This window comes from Enterobacter cloacae complex sp. 2024EL-00227, from assembly GCF_043945315.1.
In the GTDB taxonomy this organism is placed as follows: Bacteria; Pseudomonadota; Gammaproteobacteria; order Enterobacterales; family Enterobacteriaceae; genus Enterobacter; species Enterobacter roggenkampii.
Window position 1 is genome coordinate 145,455 of the sequence record NZ_JBIMQP010000002.1, and the last position, 14,364, is coordinate 159,818.

Genomic DNA, 14,364 nt, shown 5'->3' on the forward strand with positions numbered 1-14,364 from the left:
GACAACACATCGACGATTTTATCAGCACAGGCTTAGTGTTTCTTGATGTACATGTCTTTCGTGTAATAGTACCCCAGCTTATCCGGCGTAAAGCCGCCCACCCACGGTTTAACCAGGTGCGTACGGACGTAGTGATAAACCGGAATGGCGGGCACATCGCGTCCCAGCAGATCTTCCGCCTGCTGGTAGAACTTACCCCGCTCTTCCGTTGTTTTGGCTTTTGCGGCATTCACCAGCGCCTGGTCATATTCCGGATTGCTGTACTGGCTGGTGTTTTCGCTGTCGCCGGTGCGGAAGTTGTTCAGGAACGTCGCCGCGTCGTCGTAGTCGGCAATCCAGGCGTAACGCACCGCGTCAAAGTTGTGGGTGTGCATGGTATCCAGCATGGTTTTCCACTCCTGATTTTGCAGCTTCGCGTCCACGCCGAGGTTTTTCTTCCACATGGAGCTGGCGGCAATCGCGATGCGCTGGTGCGATTCAGAAGTGTTATAGAGCAGGTTGAAGCTCAGAGGATGGCTTTCGTTATATCCGGCCTCGTTCAGCAGTTTTTTCGCCTCGGCAATGCGCTTGTCCAGCGGCCAGCTGGCGTAATCCGGGTTCTGGAGCTTGACGCCGCCGATGTCCGGCTGGCTGATGAGCCACGCCGGGCGCTGCCCCTGCCCTAATACTTTTCCGGCAATGATGTCTTTATCGAGCGCCATGTTCAGCGCCTTGCGCACGCGGGCGTCGTTGAACGGCGGCCGGGTGGTATTGAATTCGTAGTAATAGGTCGCCAGCTGCGGAGACACGTCCAGCTGGCTGCCCAGGGTATTCTTGAGCTGGGCAAACTGGTTAATCGGCACCGTGTAGACAATATCGATTTCGCCCGCTTTATAGCGGTTCACATCCGAGGCCTCGGAGGTGATGGGCAGGTAGGTGACCTTGTTAATCACGGTGTGCGCGTTATCCCAGTAGCGCGGGTTACGCTCCGCCACGATGCGTTCGTTGACCACCCACTGCGACAGCTTATACGCCCCGCTGCTGACGAAGTGCTCCGGTTTGGTCCACTTGTCGCCAAAGCGGCCAATCAGCACTTTATCCACCGGCACCAGCGACGGGTGCGCCAGCATCGCGAGGAACGCCGCATTTGGCTGGGTGAGCGTCACTTCCAGGGTGGTGTCGTTAATGGCTTTCACGCCCAGCGTATCGGGCGCTTTTTTCCCCTGAGCGATATCGGCCGCGTTGGCGATATGCATGTTGCCCGGATAGCTCGCGTACGGTGACGCCGTTTTCGGGTCAATCAGGCGCTGCCAGCTCCAGACCACATCCTCTGCGGTAATCGCCGTGCCGTCGCTCCAGGTGATGCCCGGACGCAGATGGAACGTCCAGACGGTGTTGTCCTTGTTCTCCCATTTTTCCGCCAGCCGGGGCTGGACGTCACCCGACGGGGAAACGCTCACCAGACCTTCGAATAAATCACTGATAATATTGAATTCGACGTCGCTTTCGACTTTATGCGGGTCGAGCGAAGCCGGTTCACTGCCATTATTCCTGACCAGTTCCTGTTTATCGGCCAGCGCGGTTCCTGCCGGCACGTTAGCCGCCCAGGTCGCCGTGCTGGCGCACAGGATCCCGGCGGTAAGTAAAGAGAGCGTAAAGCGCGTGCGTGTTTGTGGTTTCATGTCCTTCGCCTTATTGTCTGTTTTTGTGACGATCCGGAAATAACTCTTAGCGGCCTTATGGTAATAACGCAATAATTTTCAGTAACCTATAAGAGGTTGATCTGATTAATCGCGTCAAACCGCTGTTCATACTGGTGAAACGTATTTATGCAGAAGAAACAACCAGGTCCCGCGCTAACCTGCTGAGTAAAGATGGGTAAAACCACTTTGAGAGTGACGCGCCGTTTCCTATTCTTTCCGTTAATTACATCTGTCATAAGAGAGTGACTCATGGATCGTATAATTACTTCCTCACGCGACCGCACATCGCTACTCAGCACCCACAAGGTGCTGCGCAATACCTATTTCATGCTCAGCCTGACGCTGGCGTTTTCGGCGATCACCGCCACCGCCAGCACCGTGCTGATGCTGCCGTCTCCGGGGCTGATTCTGACCCTGGTGGGTATGTATGGTTTGATGTTCCTGACCTACAAAACCGCTGACAAACCGGTCGGTATTCTGTCCGCGTTTGCCTTCACCGGCTTCCTGGGCTACATCCTGGGGCCAATCCTGAACGCGTATCTGTCCGCCGGAATGGGCGATGTGATTGGTATGGCGCTGGGCGGCACCGCGCTGGTGTTCTTCTGCTGCTCGGCCTACGTGCTGACCACGCGTAAGGACATGTCCTTCCTCGGCGGCATGCTGATGGCGGGTGTTGTGGTGGTGCTGGTGGGTATGGTGGCCAACATTTTCCTGCAGCTGCCTGCTCTGCACCTGGCGATCAGCGCCGTATTTATTCTGATCTCTTCCGGCGCGATCCTGTTTGAAACCAGCAACATCATTCGCGGCGGTGAGACGAACTATATCCGCGCCACCGTGAGCCTGTATGTGTCGCTGTACAACATCTTCGTCAGCCTGCTGAGCATCCTGGGCTTCGCCAGCCGCGATTAAGCTGACCTGCTGAAACAAAAAGGAGAATGCCCCCGGCATTCTCCTTTTTTTATGCCTTAATCACCCCGGCAAATATAGGTGGGGTAACGCCGGTCCTGAATCAGCCATACGGAAGGCGAGAGTTCAGAGATCGTGAGATAGTAGCGTGCGGTCGGGCTGGCAAAGCTTCCCCACTGGGCATCAGGGGTGTTGTCATTGTGTCGACGCCAGGTCTTGGTGTAGCTCAGGACAATTACCTTATCATCGTCCCGTCGCTCCCACGTAAAATCCACGTCCCTGTCAACGATCAGGCTCTTACCTTCAGCCTTTGCAGCGCCTTTGTAGGTGGTCAGGCCGGTGCCGTTACGATGAAAATAGAACTGGGCAACGGCATTGACCTTCACTTCATTTGCCTTTCCTTGATTGCGCGTAAAATTAAACTCGGTGCTGCAGGCCAGCGCATCGCGCTTATAGGCTCCGCCGGTGTAGATAAAGAGCGCAAACGCCCCGCCAACGACTGCGCCACCCAGTCCGAACAGAAGTCTGTTTTTCATTCTTCCGCCCCGCTTTTATAGCGAATAGTTTTACACAGGCTGGCTTCACTCACCGGGCAGGCGCCGATGAAAACCTCATCGGCGGCGGCAAGCGAAAAGCGGGCGCTGAAATAATAAATGTTGTACTCCTCGCGCTCGCACGCGACGTTATTTTTCTTCAGCAGCTCGGCCAATTTTGATAACACCAGCGGTCGGCCATGATCGTTGATCACCCAGAGCCGACAGCCAGCTATTTTTTCCTTAACGGGTTTGAGTGTTGCGGGTACGGTTATCTCAAGCTGTCGGCTAAAAAACAGGCTAAACCCCACGACTGACGTCGTTAATACCGCTAAAACCAGCCACCACTTTTTGGATAAACGCTTATATCCTGACGGCTGCTCAACGGGCGGCTGAGATACTTCGGGCGTAACGCTCTCTGCGGGCTTAAAAATAACGTCGGCGTCAAAGCGGAATCCAAACCGGGGCACGGTCACGATATAGTCGTGGCTGTCGCCCAGGGCGTGGAAGCTTTTGCGTAATTCACTTACCGCCTTATTGAGGTTATTTCCCGACGGCGTAAAGCCGAACTCCTCCCACACGCGAGTGATCAACTCCTCCCGGCTCAGGTCGCGCCCTTTATGACGAATAAACTCCTGTAAAAGACGAACGGCCGGAGCCGAAAGCGTTAATACAGACTCGGGTTGCCCAACAATACTTATTGCATGTGCTTCAGGATCGAATAACAACGAATTATTGCATATAAAAAACATCTTTTATTCTCGGCTGTTACCGCATGCTTTTTAATCCCTGATACAACGACAAGAAAACCGCCTCCTGAACTGATTGTTTTTTCATCAGAAGGAGTTTTCTCCCCATCCCGGGTCGCGGTATTTTCGCTTAACTATACAACCTTAAAGCCAGGAAAGCAGGATAAAAAACTGTATATAACGAGTTAATTAATACAAATTTTCACAAACCGCTGTTCTGGTTAAAGTTTCCCTGCCCTGAAGCAATACGTTAGCAGAGGGTGTCCCGTTGTGAATGCGCCGGGAATGAACTCAACGCAGGCGGACAGAAAGTGAAACAGAAAAATAGTGTGAATAAGACAACTGCCTTTTATATCGCCGCGCTGTCATTGCCATTTTTCTCAGAAATGGCTCTGGCCAATATGAGCGTGTATCCCATGGAACTTAACGTGGATAAGTCCGGTGCGGCGCAAATTAAGGTGGCGTCAAAAACGGATGATATTCAGTTCATTCGGGTGAGGCAAAAGAAAATTCTTAATCCCGGCACGCCCCTGGAAAAAGAGATTGATGTGGCCTCGTGGAAAGAAGGTGGCGTTGTTGTCACACCGGAAAAATTCGCCCTTGCGGCAGGCGCAATGCGCGTGGTTCGCCTGGTATCGCTTGCACCACCGGAAAAAGAGACGACCTGGCGCGTCTATTTTGAAGGCGTAAAGCAGCCTGACAGCATTATTCCGGGCAAGGCAGAAAGCCCTGCGGCGACGGCAAGACTGGGCGTCAATGTAATCTGGGGCGCCCTGATCCATCTCGCACCGGAAAAAAGCGTGGTTTCACTGACGATTGACCCTCTCAGGGGAACGTTAAAAAACAACGGCACGTTGCGCGTGCCGCTCAGGGAGATCGGTGTTTGTGATGCGGATTCATCGTGTAGATGGATTAAAGAAGACGCGACGATTTATCCGGACACCGAACGGAAATTAAAAACGCTCACGAAGGTACAAGGCCAGAAATATAAATTCCGCTACTTCAACTGGCTGAATAAAAGCGCTGAAGAAGCTGATTTACCCGTCGTGCAATAACACGACGTCACCGTAAAAACCCCACAGGGTTTGATTAAAGAGCCAGGGTGCTCATTTGTAAATATGGAGATATCAATGCGTAAGTACTTTAAACCTCTGATGATTGTTGCCGCGATGACCACGTCCGTTAGCGCGCTGGCGATTCAAAAAGATATTACCGTCAACGCCAGCGTTGATTCACAGCTGGATATGACTCAGGCCGATAACACGCCGCTGCCGGCAAGCATCGATATGCAGTACCTGCCTGGCCGCGGTCTGGAAAGCTACCGTCTGAATACCAAGGTGTGGTCTAACTCCGCCACCAGCAACGTGAAAGTCCGTCTGGTGAGCGCCGCGAAGCTGGCGAATGCCGACGGTGCTGAAACCATCCCTATGACGGTGAAGCTGGGCGATAAAACCCTCTCTACCGCAGATGTTGAATACACCGGTACCGAACTGTTCCCGGGGAGCATTGAAAACGGTTCTGCGGTACTGCCGCTGACCATTTCCCAGACCACCAAAGGCATTCTGAAAACCGGTCAGTACAGCGGCGTTGTCAGCCTGATGCTGACGCAGGCGACGACCACGGAAGGCGGTGCGTAACACCACAGCACCTAAGGAATAACGTCAGAGGGTGCCCACCCTCTGACGTCAGGATGATGTCGAGGCTCGTTCATGGCGTTTCACAGAAATACTCTCCTCTTTGTTGCTTTGTTACCCGCTTCCATCCAACTCGCCTGCGCCGGGCTGGCCGTCCCACCAGGTTTTGAAGATCTGGCAAAGACGCAGCGCCTGTGGACCGAGGTGAACCTCTACGGCGAATCGCTGGGCCTTTTTGAAACGGATATCACGCTTGAAACGGTGAGCTTTGTCGCACCTGAGAACGTAGTAGCGGCCATCAAACGCCGTTTTAATGACGCCCCATCCCTCGTTGCCACCGTCTCTGCCGCGCTGGCCGTTCCGCTTGCCCGTAACGGCAACCTGGCCTGCAGCAGCAACGGCTCCGCAGCGGGCTGCGATTACATCAATACCGATCGCGCGGCCATTATTTATGACGAGAATAACGCCCGCATTAACCTGTTCCTGGACAAGAAATTTCTGCCTAAGCAGACGGCAGAGAACGCATGGTATCAGCCCACGCACGGCACCGAAAATGCGCTGATCCATCAACAAAACATTAACTTCGTTGCCGACAGGGATTATCAGTCGGCCACCGTGCAGGGCAACGGCGCGCTGGCGCTCACCCAGGACGGCTATGTGAATCTCGACTGGACCTGGCTGGGGCAGCGTTCACGGCACCAGCAGCAGCAGGAGGTCACCGTCAACAACGCCTGGTTCCGCCAGGATATCCTGCGTCAGTACTACGTCCAGGCAGGCGAGATGGATACCCGCGATCTGTTCAGTAACGCTGGCGGAAATATCACCCTCAGCCAGCTGCCGCTGGGCAAAATTCGCGGCCTGCGCACGGGTTCAACACGGGCGTGGATGAACCCGGTTCAGCAGTCGAAGGGAACCCCTGTTACCGTGCTGCTTTCCCATGACGCGCGTATCGACGCCCGCCGGGGCAATCAGCTGCTGGCGAGCTTCTATCTGAATGCCGGGGCGCAAACCCTGGACACGCGATCGTTCCCGGACGGGAGCTACACCGTGACGCTCTCCATCAATGAAAATAACCGGCTGACGCGCACCGAGCAGGTGCCGTTTACCCGAACCGGCATTACGCCATTTGACCGCGTCGAGTGGTTCCTGCAGGCGGGCGAAACCGATAATAGCGATCAAAACGAAGAGCGCCGCGCGGTTGCGCAGGCGGGCATTCGTCTGCCCGTCACCCCGACGCTGGCGCTGACCAGCGGCGCAACGTTCAAGAAAAACCAGCGTTTCCTGGAGAACGCGCTCGACTGGAGCCGGGGCTTCAACGCGGGCCCGATCGATGGCGTGCTGAGTACCCGGTTTAGCTACCTCTACGGCAGCGAAGGCCAGCGCGGCAATATCCAGCAAATCAGCTACAACGACGGTTTTTCTTTGAGCGTCTATCGCAACGCGTTATCCGCTGAAAACTGCAACACCCAAAACGCGGGATTTGACACCGTGAACGGCTGTTATCGCACCCTCTCGGTGATGTTCTCCGTCCCGGTCGGCGCCTGGTATGCGAGCCTGGGGTATTCGGATAACCGCAACGAAGGCCGGTACGTTTCACGCCGGGAGCTGCCGGACAGTGACGATCGCCACGATGCGGGTTTGCCGTGGGAATCGGTCTATATGACCCGCTCGCGCACGCGGGCCTGGCAGGCTGGCCTGAGCAATGCCTTCAGCACCCATGGCCTGAACATTAACAGCAGCATTAACCTGTTCATGCGTAACGATGACGCCCGCGAAGGCAGGGATAAAGGCGGCTACCTGAGCGTGAGCCTGTCCATGGCGCATAACCGCCAGGGCGATGCGTCAAGCTACACCTCTCTGGGCGCGACATGGCAGCACCAGCAACGTGAAAAAAATCAGATGAGCTACAACGTGGCGCATAACTGGTATGCCGATGCCCGCGGCGAAAATGAGTACGGCCTCAGCGCGTCGGGCATTAACAGCGACTCGCTGAATACCTCAGCCTATACGCGCCAGGGCGGACGATATGGCAACGGGAGTCTGACCGTCAGCGACGCCTGGGATCGTCAGGATCGTCGCCATACGCTGAGCAGCAGCGGCAACTACAGCTCGACGTTTGCGCTGTCCCGCTCTGGCCTGTGGCTGGGCCGCTGGAGCGACGGTCGCCCTGCTTCCGCCGTCGCGGTGAACGTGACCACGCCGGAAGATGCTCAGGATCCGCGCGTCGCCGTGTCGCTGGATAACGGCGGCAGTGCCGATATTCCAGGCAATAGCCGCGCCCTCTTCGCGGTGCCGGGCTATCAGCAGACAACGTTGACGGTTAACGAATCGCTGGATGTCTCACGAGGAGCCAGCAGTGAAATCACGCAAGGATCGGGCAGCAGAACGCTGTTTATGGTGCCTGGCAAACTGCTGCGTCGGGACGTGCAAACCACCGCAAGCTACACCTGGCTCGGCCAGTTAACCGACGAGCGTCATTCGCCGTTTATCGGCGGCGTGCCGCTGAACGTGAACGGCTGGAGCGACCTTGGCAACGGCGGGTTTAGCGCCCAAAGCGACGCCCTGCTGCATAACCTCTACCTGGTGCGTCAGCAGCAGTTTTATCAGTGTGCGCTGAACGTGAAGAGTATGCGCGACGTGGTGCGTTACGTCGGGTCGATCCCCTGTAAGGAGTTAACCTTCTCCGCCCTGCCGGATGCCGTCCAGCAGCAGGCACAGCTGATGCTGGCCGGACGGTCGGTCCCTGCTGGACCGACTGCCATGAACTCCGATAGCCTCACTAAAGGGAAATGATGTGATTAAGTGCCTCTTTATTTTACTGTTCTTAAGCCTGTGGGCCGGCCAGACGCTGGCAGGCTCTCCCTCGGGACGAAATACCAGCGTAGGGATCAGCTTCGATCGCACCGCGCCGCCCGCCCGTTTTGACATCTGGTTTCATGAATCGGGCGGCTTTGACGCCGCCGATCCGCAAAAGTGGGGGCGCAATACCCTGACCTGTCAGTCCCGTACCGATACCACGAACGGCGCCTGCATGAACTCACCGGTCTGGTTCTCGGCGAACCCGGCCGCGCCTTATGCCATCAATTTAGCGTTTACCCATTCTCTTACCGGCAAGACGGTGAATATCAAGGTGTATGGCGATCACTACATGTTTATCAACAATAAAGTGTTCACCTTTGCCAGCTTTGTCACGGGAGGGACGACGGAAATTGCTAACTGGAACAGAGAGCCCTACTTCGATTTCTATATCGTGAAAAGCGAACTGGATAAGCTCGCCCTGCCGGGGATCTGGACCGCCACGCTGAAGCAGAACCTGCGCCAGTGGGGAAGCGCCGACTGCGGCGGCAACTTCAATGACGTGAATGTCGGCTGTCCTGGCTATCTCACCATCGCCAAATGGCAGGCAAATATTCGCATTGAGGTGGTCGACCCGGGAAACCAGCAGATTTATCTGCCAGCCTTTCCGCACTCCACGCCCATCGTTAACCTCAACCTGACCAACTTCCCGGGGCGCCCCGGGGGCAGCGAGATCAAGGGGGAAAACACGCTGGATATGTGCCTGTACGACGGCAAAAACAGCACCAGCACCCGCGCCTATCTTCGTTTTGAAGATGACGGGCTTCCCTCAGCGGGACGTGCCGAAGGCGCGTTTTCTATCCGGCGGCGCGGTGGAAGCCAGACGGATGCGCGGGACCGTCTCGACTATCAGGTCTCCGTTACCCATCCCGTCACAGGCGCAACCGAAACCGTCGCGAACGGTAAAACCGTAGTCTGGCAAGGCACTAACGATCCGCAGTATCTGCGTCAGGTCGTGCTGCCCGGCGGACGCGAGAGCGTACTGTGCATTCCTGCGCCAATTATCCTGAAAACCCCCGCGTTCGCCGCCAGCAGTAAAAACGCGGGCGACTATACCGGCACGCTGCGCGTCATCTATACGCCCAGCACGTTATAACGAGGTCACCGTGAGTTACGCCATTCTCGACAATAATCGATTTTACGCCGAAGGACTGCGCTATGCGCTGCTGCGTCGGGGCGTTCAGTTAGAAGTCCAGAGCGATACTGTACAATGGCAGCCAACGCTGCTTACCCGCCGCGTGATTGTCGTCCGCTGCCGTTTTTCCGTGGCGGCGACGCATCAGGCGCTGATCAACATTTTGCTCAGGCTGGAAGCCGCCCGCTGGAAAGGCAGCCTTTATCTGGTCTGCAACGAAAAGGGGTGGGCGCTGGCGACGCATTTACGCAAGCGTTTCAGTACGCTAACGCTTTATATCATCGACGACCGGATCGCCGTTGCCGATGCGGCGTATTTGCTGGCAAAAGAGCCACGCCGCGTTCGAAGCCTGGACTGCTGCCTGACCGTTCCGGAATTCAACGTGCTCGATCTGATGCTGACCGGGTTGCCGGTCCGCCACATTGCCATCGTGACGCACATGTCGGAGAAACAGGTTTCAACCCATAAATGCAACGCGCTGAAGAAGCTCAATGCCAACAACCTGCTTCAGTTGCTCCTGTAGGTCACGGTTTATCCTGAGCCCGCTTTTTTGCTACACTGTCGCCGATTTTTCACCTACGACAGAAGATTATGTTCATTTTTGCAGGCCAGGAAATTGAGACCGATAGCGAAGGCTATCTGAAAGATACAACGCTCTGGAGCGAACCGCTGGCGGAGAAAATTGCGGAAAACGAAGGGATTACTCTTTCCCCCGAACACTGGGAAGTGGTGCGTTTTGTGCGCGAGTTTTATCTCGAGTTCAACACCTCTCCGGCCATCCGCATGCTGGTCAAGGCGATGGCCAATAAGTTCGGTGAAGAGAAAGGCAACAGCCGCTATCTCTATCGCCTGTTCCCGAAAGGTCCGGCAAAACAGGCCACCAAAATTGCCGGCCTGCCTAAGCCGGTGAAGTGTATTTAATACCGAATACCGAAGTTGACGTATTCGCGCCCCGGTTGATGGGGTTCCGTTAAGACCTTATCAACCCGCGCGCTGCGCGGCCCGCCCGCTTTCAGCCACGCCACCAGCTTGTCGACCTGCTCCGCTTCGCCGCAGGCGACCACCTCAACGCTGCCGTCATCCATGTTGCGCGCGTATCCCGTTAGCCCAAGCTCAATCGCTTCGCGCTGGGTACTGTAGCGGAAACCCACGCCCTGAACGACGCCGTGAACCCAGGCAATGGTGCAGACTTTAGACATTCTTCTTCTCCTTAACGTAGCGTTTTCGGCAAACAACCGTAGTGCTGCCGGAAACGGGCGGTGAAACGAGAGCTGGAAAGATACCCACATTGTAATGCGATTTCGCCAATCGGTAATCGGGTTGACTGTAGCTGTGACAAAGCCACGGCCATCCTCACCTCCTCGACAATCTGGCGAAAACTCTGTGACTCCTCGCGTAACCGTCTTCGCAGCGTCGGCACGCTCAGGGCCAGACGGCTGGCGACGTCCTGCGCGGTCCAGGCTCTGGCGGGCGACAACATAATGAACTGTCGCACCTGCTCGGTCAGGTTATTGCTTCGCTCGATAAGCAGCGGACCTGCCACGCCGTCATGCAGCAATGCCAGCAACAGACCGAAGGCCTGATGTTTTTGCAGCGCCTCCGGTAAATCCTGACGCACGGCGTGCAGCAGGTTATCCCACATAAACGCCAGCCCCTCGCTCAGCGGAGCGCAGAGCGAATGCAGCGTCGTGCGTGGCCAGGATTTCAGGTAATGCGCTTTAAACTCGGCAACGATTTCCGGCGATAACATCAGCAAGTCCGAGTGAAACAGGCCGTTTGCAGGCTGATTGATGATCTCCATTGCCGTATTGGCAGGGATAATGATGAGTTCATCCCGGGTGGCCACCAGGCGGTTATCGTCCTGCACAATCACCTTGCTGCCGTGAGTGATATGGCAAATCGCCGGGAAAAAGAGCTTAACCTGGTGCAGGCGATGCATTTTGCTGGCACTCACTTCACCCGCCGTGAGATGTTTATGTCGAAAATGGAACTCCTGCACCTCGCCATCCTTATCTGCTGTAGGTTGCGGTTAACTGAGCCTTTGCCAGAACGTGACTATTGAGCATAAAGCCGACCAGCGCGCCGCTCGCATTGTTGTCGACGGGCAGGGTATCCACGTCCAGCGCCCAGACGGTCATCTGATAGCGGTGAGGCTTGTCCCCGGCTGGGGGACATGCGCCGCCGAATCCAGAATAACCGAAATCATTACGCCCCTGCACAGCGCCAGCAGGTAATTTTTCGCCATTTGGGTTACCGGCATCAGCGGGCAGCGTCATTGTCTTCACGGGAATGTTGGCTACTGTCCAGTGCCACCAGCCGCTGCCGGTAGGCGCATCCGGGTCATAGACCGTAATGGCAAAACTTTTCGCACCCGCGGGCGGATTTGTCCACGCCAGCTGCGGGGACTGGTTACCACCGTGGCAGCCGAATCCCTCGAATACCTGCGGCTGCGCTAAATGGCGCTCGCCGGAAATATCCTGACTGGTGATGCTGAAAGGCGTTGCGGCTAAAACCTGAAAACTCATTGCCGCCAGAGCGGCTATTGCGATCACACTGCGCTTTTTCATGGGGGGGTTCCTTTGCTGAACTGGAATCCCACTGTATATCCCGCCGCAGTGCCGTAATGTGCTTAAGCGATTTGATTTTGTGCCGAAACGCTCAACGGCATCCGCAGATGATTGCGCCTTGCTGAGTGTGCTACTCTACGCGCCATTTCCCTGAAATCGACAGAACAGCAAATTATGAGTGTACGTTTAGTGTTAGCCAAAGGGCGCGAGAAATCCTTACTGCGCCGTCATCCCTGGGTCTTTTCCGGCGCGGTTGCCCGTATGGAAGGCAAAGCCAGCCTCGGTGAAACCATTGATATCGTGGACCACCAGGGGAAATGGTTAGCGCGAGGCGCCTACTCGCCAGCCTCCCAGATCCGCGCGCGCGTCTGGACCTTCGATAAAAACGAAACCATCGACATCGACTTCTTCGTGCGTCGTCTGCAGCAGGCGCAGCAGTGGCGCGACTGGCTGGCTAAACGCGACGGGCTGGACAGCTACCGCCTGATTGCCGGTGAGTCTGACGGCCTGCCGGGCGTGACCATCGATCGCTTCGGTAACTTCCTGGTGCTGCAGCTCCTGAGCGCCGGGGCGGAATACCAGCGCGCTGCGCTGATTAGCGCCCTGCAAACGCTGTTCCCGCAGTGCGCCATTTACGACCGCAGCGATGTGGCGGTGCGCAAAAAAGAAGGCATGGAGCTGACTCAGGGGCCGGTCACGGGTGAACTGCCGCCTGCCCTGCTGCCGATTGAAGAGCACGGCATGAAGCTGCTGGTGGATATTCAGGGCGGGCACAAAACGGGTTACTACCTTGACCAGCGCGACAGCCGCCTCGCGACGCGTCAGTACGTTGCCGACAAACGCGTGCTCAACTGCTTCTCCTACACCGGTGGGTTTGCCGTTTCGGCGCTGATGGGCGGCTGTGTCCAGGTGGTCAGCGTGGATACCTCGCAGGAAGCGCTGGACGTGGCAAAACAGAACGTCGAGCTGAACAAGCTGGACTTGAGCAAAGCCGAATTTATACGCGACGACGTCTTCAAGCTGCTGCGTAAATACCGCGATCAGGGCGAGAAGTTCGACGTCATCGTGATGGATCCGCCAAAGTTTGTGGAGAACAAAAGCCAGCTGATGGGCGCCTGCCGCGGATATAAAGATATCAACATGCTGGCTATCCAGCTGCTGAATCCGGGCGGGGTTTTGCTCACCTTCTCCTGCTCCGGCCTGATGACCACAGATTTATTTCAGAAAATCATCGCTGATGCCGCAATAGATGCTGGCCGTGATGTACAATTTATAGAGCAGTTCCGTCAGGCAGCCGATCACCCCGTGATTGCTACCTACCCGGAAGGACTGTATCTGAAAGGGTTTGCCTGTCGCGTCATGTAACTTGAAAAGAGAAATATTGCCCGCACATAACGTGTAAGTCGTATTTCCCGGGAGGTGACTATGATTGCCAGCAAATTCGGTATCGGCCAGCAGGTCCGCCACACTTTGCTCGGGTATTTGGGTGTGGTCGTGGATATCGACCCGGAGTATTCCCTTGATGAGCCGTCAGCAGACGAGCTGGCGGTGAACGCAGAGCTTCGCGCTGCACCCTGGTACCATGTGGTGATGGAAGGTGACGACGGGCAACCCGTTCACACCTACCTTGCCGAAGCGCAGCTAAGCAGCGAGCTGCAGGAAGAGCATCCGGAGCAACCCACTATGGATGAACTTGCTCAGACTATCCGCAAACAGTTACAGGCTCCGCGCCTGCGGAACTAAGCGTGTAAAAAAAGCCCGATGAACGGGCTTTTTTTTATTACTTCGCCAGCCCCAGACGGGGGATGTCGATCGCCGGACAGCGATCCATGACGACATTCAGCCCCGCATCTCGCGCCAGCACGGCAGCCTGCTCGTTAATCACGCCCAGCTGCATCCACAGCGTTTTCGCCCCGACGGCGATAGCGTCCTGCGCCACTTCCCACGCCGCCTCGGAATTACGGAAGACATCGACCATATCAATTTTTTCCGGCACGTCAGCGAGCGTGGCATAACCCTGCTGGCCCAGTAAGGTTTTCCCCGCCACTTTTGGCGAGACCGGGATGACGTGATAGCCCTGATCGAGAAGGTATTTCATCACCCGATAGCTGGGACGATCGGGTTTATCGCTCGCGCCCACCAGCGCAATGGTACGCGTGGATGTCAGAATCTCGGCAATATCGTTCTCTTTCATGGTTTTTCTCCTGGCTTTTTTAAAAGTGTACGCCAAACCGCACATCTCAACCATCCATCCCATACCGATGCATGAGGGCAAAACGGCCAAATATGTCTATATGTTAGT

At 56.0% G+C, this 14,364-nt stretch carries 16 protein-coding genes; 9 read left to right on the forward strand and 7 right to left on the reverse strand.

Annotation, left to right across the window (positions count from 1 at the left end):
- Positions 1–32: 32 nt before the first annotated feature.
- Positions 33–1,661 carry an ABC transporter substrate-binding protein gene (locus ACHH0Z_RS03735; protein ID WP_045406728.1) on the reverse strand — a complete coding sequence of 543 codons (1,629 nt, stop codon included), beginning with the start codon at positions 1,659–1,661 and terminating at the stop codon, positions 33–35.
- A 270-nt stretch (positions 1,662–1,931) separates the two neighbouring features.
- Between ACHH0Z_RS03735 and yccA the strand changes: the two genes are divergently transcribed.
- Positions 1,932–2,591, forward strand: coding sequence for an FtsH protease modulator YccA (gene yccA, locus ACHH0Z_RS03740; protein ID WP_021240844.1), 660 nt, complete (start codon positions 1,932–1,934; stop codon positions 2,589–2,591).
- A 56-nt stretch (positions 2,592–2,647) separates the two neighbouring features.
- On the opposite strand, the gene ACHH0Z_RS03745 is transcribed toward yccA, so the two are convergent.
- Entirely contained in the window at positions 2,648–3,124 is a 477-nt protein-coding gene (locus tag ACHH0Z_RS03745) for a hypothetical protein (RefSeq protein ID WP_008499906.1), read from the reverse strand.
- A complete protein-coding gene (locus ACHH0Z_RS03750; RefSeq protein ID WP_045406730.1) occupies positions 3,121–3,873 on the reverse strand; it encodes a winged helix-turn-helix domain-containing protein in 753 nt (250 codons plus the stop codon). Before ACHH0Z_RS03750 ends, ACHH0Z_RS03745 begins: the two co-directional genes overlap by 4 nt.
- Positions 3,874–4,181: 308 nt before the next feature.
- Here ACHH0Z_RS03750 and ACHH0Z_RS03755 point away from each other — a divergent pair, with 308 nt between their 5' ends.
- From ACHH0Z_RS03755 to tusE, 6 genes are all read left to right on the forward strand, one after another.
- Entirely contained in the window at positions 4,182–4,925 is a 744-nt protein-coding gene (locus tag ACHH0Z_RS03755; RefSeq protein WP_045334753.1) for a fimbrial protein, read from the forward strand.
- Between the two features lie 75 nt (positions 4,926–5,000).
- Positions 5,001–5,507, forward strand: coding sequence for a CS1 type fimbrial major subunit (locus ACHH0Z_RS03760; RefSeq protein WP_021240847.1), 507 nt, complete (start codon positions 5,001–5,003; stop codon positions 5,505–5,507).
- A gap of 72 nt (positions 5,508–5,579) precedes the next feature.
- Positions 5,580–8,297, forward strand: coding sequence for a TcfC E-set like domain-containing protein (locus ACHH0Z_RS03765; RefSeq protein WP_045406732.1), 2,718 nt, complete (start codon positions 5,580–5,582; stop codon positions 8,295–8,297).
- A 1-nt stretch (position 8,298) separates the two neighbouring features.
- Complete coding sequence (locus ACHH0Z_RS03770; protein WP_052672904.1) at positions 8,299–9,456, forward strand: CfaE/CblD family pilus tip adhesin; 1,158 nt, start codon at positions 8,299–8,301, stop codon at positions 9,454–9,456.
- 10 nt (positions 9,457–9,466) lie between these two features.
- Positions 9,467–10,018: a LuxR C-terminal-related transcriptional regulator gene (locus ACHH0Z_RS03775; RefSeq protein ID WP_008499912.1), complete on the forward strand. Its 552-nt coding sequence runs from the start codon at positions 9,467–9,469 to the stop codon at positions 10,016–10,018.
- Positions 10,019–10,086: 68 nt separating this feature from the next.
- The gene (gene tusE, locus ACHH0Z_RS03780) at positions 10,087–10,416 is read left to right on the forward strand and encodes a sulfurtransferase TusE (protein ID WP_008499913.1); all 330 of its coding nucleotides are present in this window, start codon (positions 10,087–10,089) and stop codon (positions 10,414–10,416) included.
- On the opposite strand, the gene yccX is transcribed toward tusE, so the two are convergent.
- From yccX to ACHH0Z_RS03795, 3 genes are read right to left on the reverse strand one after another with little or no spacing between them, the layout of a single operon-like run.
- On the reverse strand, positions 10,413–10,694 hold the full coding sequence (gene yccX, locus ACHH0Z_RS03785; protein WP_008499914.1) for an acylphosphatase: 282 nt from the start codon (positions 10,692–10,694) through the stop codon (positions 10,413–10,415). The two genes, tusE and yccX, sit on opposite strands and share 4 nt — an antisense overlap.
- A gap of 11 nt (positions 10,695–10,705) precedes the next feature.
- Entirely contained in the window at positions 10,706–11,494 is a 789-nt protein-coding gene (locus ACHH0Z_RS03790; protein WP_008499915.1) for an AraC family transcriptional regulator, read from the reverse strand.
- 10 nt (positions 11,495–11,504) lie between these two features.
- A complete protein-coding gene (locus ACHH0Z_RS03795) occupies positions 11,505–12,062 on the reverse strand; it encodes a kinase inhibitor (protein ID WP_045406735.1) in 558 nt (185 codons plus the stop codon).
- A 174-nt stretch (positions 12,063–12,236) separates the two neighbouring features.
- Here ACHH0Z_RS03795 and rlmI point away from each other — a divergent pair, with 174 nt between their 5' ends.
- Both rlmI and hspQ read left to right on the forward strand, forming a co-directional pair.
- Positions 12,237–13,427, forward strand: a complete 1,191-nt coding sequence (gene rlmI / locus ACHH0Z_RS03800) for a 23S rRNA (cytosine(1962)-C(5))-methyltransferase RlmI (RefSeq protein ID WP_045406738.1) — start codon at positions 12,237–12,239, stop codon at positions 13,425–13,427.
- 60 nt (positions 13,428–13,487) lie between these two features.
- The gene (gene hspQ / locus ACHH0Z_RS03805) at positions 13,488–13,805 is read left to right on the forward strand and encodes a heat shock protein HspQ (RefSeq protein WP_008499919.1); all 318 of its coding nucleotides are present in this window, start codon (positions 13,488–13,490) and stop codon (positions 13,803–13,805) included.
- A 37-nt stretch (positions 13,806–13,842) separates the two neighbouring features.
- Here the strand turns inward: hspQ and ACHH0Z_RS03810 are convergent, their stop codons facing one another.
- Complete coding sequence (locus ACHH0Z_RS03810; RefSeq protein WP_008499920.1) at positions 13,843–14,256, reverse strand: CoA-binding protein; 414 nt, start codon at positions 14,254–14,256, stop codon at positions 13,843–13,845.
- Positions 14,257–14,364: the final 108 nt, after the last annotated feature.

What these genes read in the sequence shown, in the direction of transcription:
- ACHH0Z_RS03735 (WP_045406728.1), bottom strand. Translation starts at nt 1,661, where the DNA reads ATGAAACCACAAACACGCACGCGCTTTACGCTCTCTTTACTTACCGCC.
- yccA (WP_021240844.1), top strand. Translation starts at nt 1,932, where the DNA reads ATGGATCGTATAATTACTTCCTCACGCGACCGCACATCGCTACTCAGC.
- ACHH0Z_RS03745 (WP_008499906.1), bottom strand. Translation starts at nt 3,124, where the DNA reads ATGAAAAACAGACTTCTGTTCGGACTGGGTGGCGCAGTCGTTGGCGGG.
- ACHH0Z_RS03750 (WP_045406730.1), bottom strand. Translation starts at nt 3,873, where the DNA reads ATGTTTTTTATATGCAATAATTCGTTGTTATTCGATCCTGAAGCACAT.
- ACHH0Z_RS03760 (WP_021240847.1), top strand. Translation starts at nt 5,001, where the DNA reads ATGCGTAAGTACTTTAAACCTCTGATGATTGTTGCCGCGATGACCACG.
- ACHH0Z_RS03765 (WP_045406732.1), top strand. Translation starts at nt 5,580, where the DNA reads ATGGCGTTTCACAGAAATACTCTCCTCTTTGTTGCTTTGTTACCCGCT.
- tusE (WP_008499913.1), top strand. Translation starts at nt 10,087, where the DNA reads ATGTTCATTTTTGCAGGCCAGGAAATTGAGACCGATAGCGAAGGCTAT.
- yccX (WP_008499914.1), bottom strand. Translation starts at nt 10,694, where the DNA reads ATGTCTAAAGTCTGCACCATTGCCTGGGTTCACGGCGTCGTTCAGGGC.
- ACHH0Z_RS03795 (WP_045406735.1), bottom strand. Translation starts at nt 12,062, where the DNA reads ATGAAAAAGCGCAGTGTGATCGCAATAGCCGCTCTGGCGGCAATGAGT.
- rlmI (WP_045406738.1), top strand. Translation starts at nt 12,237, where the DNA reads ATGAGTGTACGTTTAGTGTTAGCCAAAGGGCGCGAGAAATCCTTACTG.
- hspQ (WP_008499919.1), top strand. Translation starts at nt 13,488, where the DNA reads ATGATTGCCAGCAAATTCGGTATCGGCCAGCAGGTCCGCCACACTTTG.
- ACHH0Z_RS03810 (WP_008499920.1), bottom strand. Translation starts at nt 14,256, where the DNA reads ATGAAAGAGAACGATATTGCCGAGATTCTGACATCCACGCGTACCATT.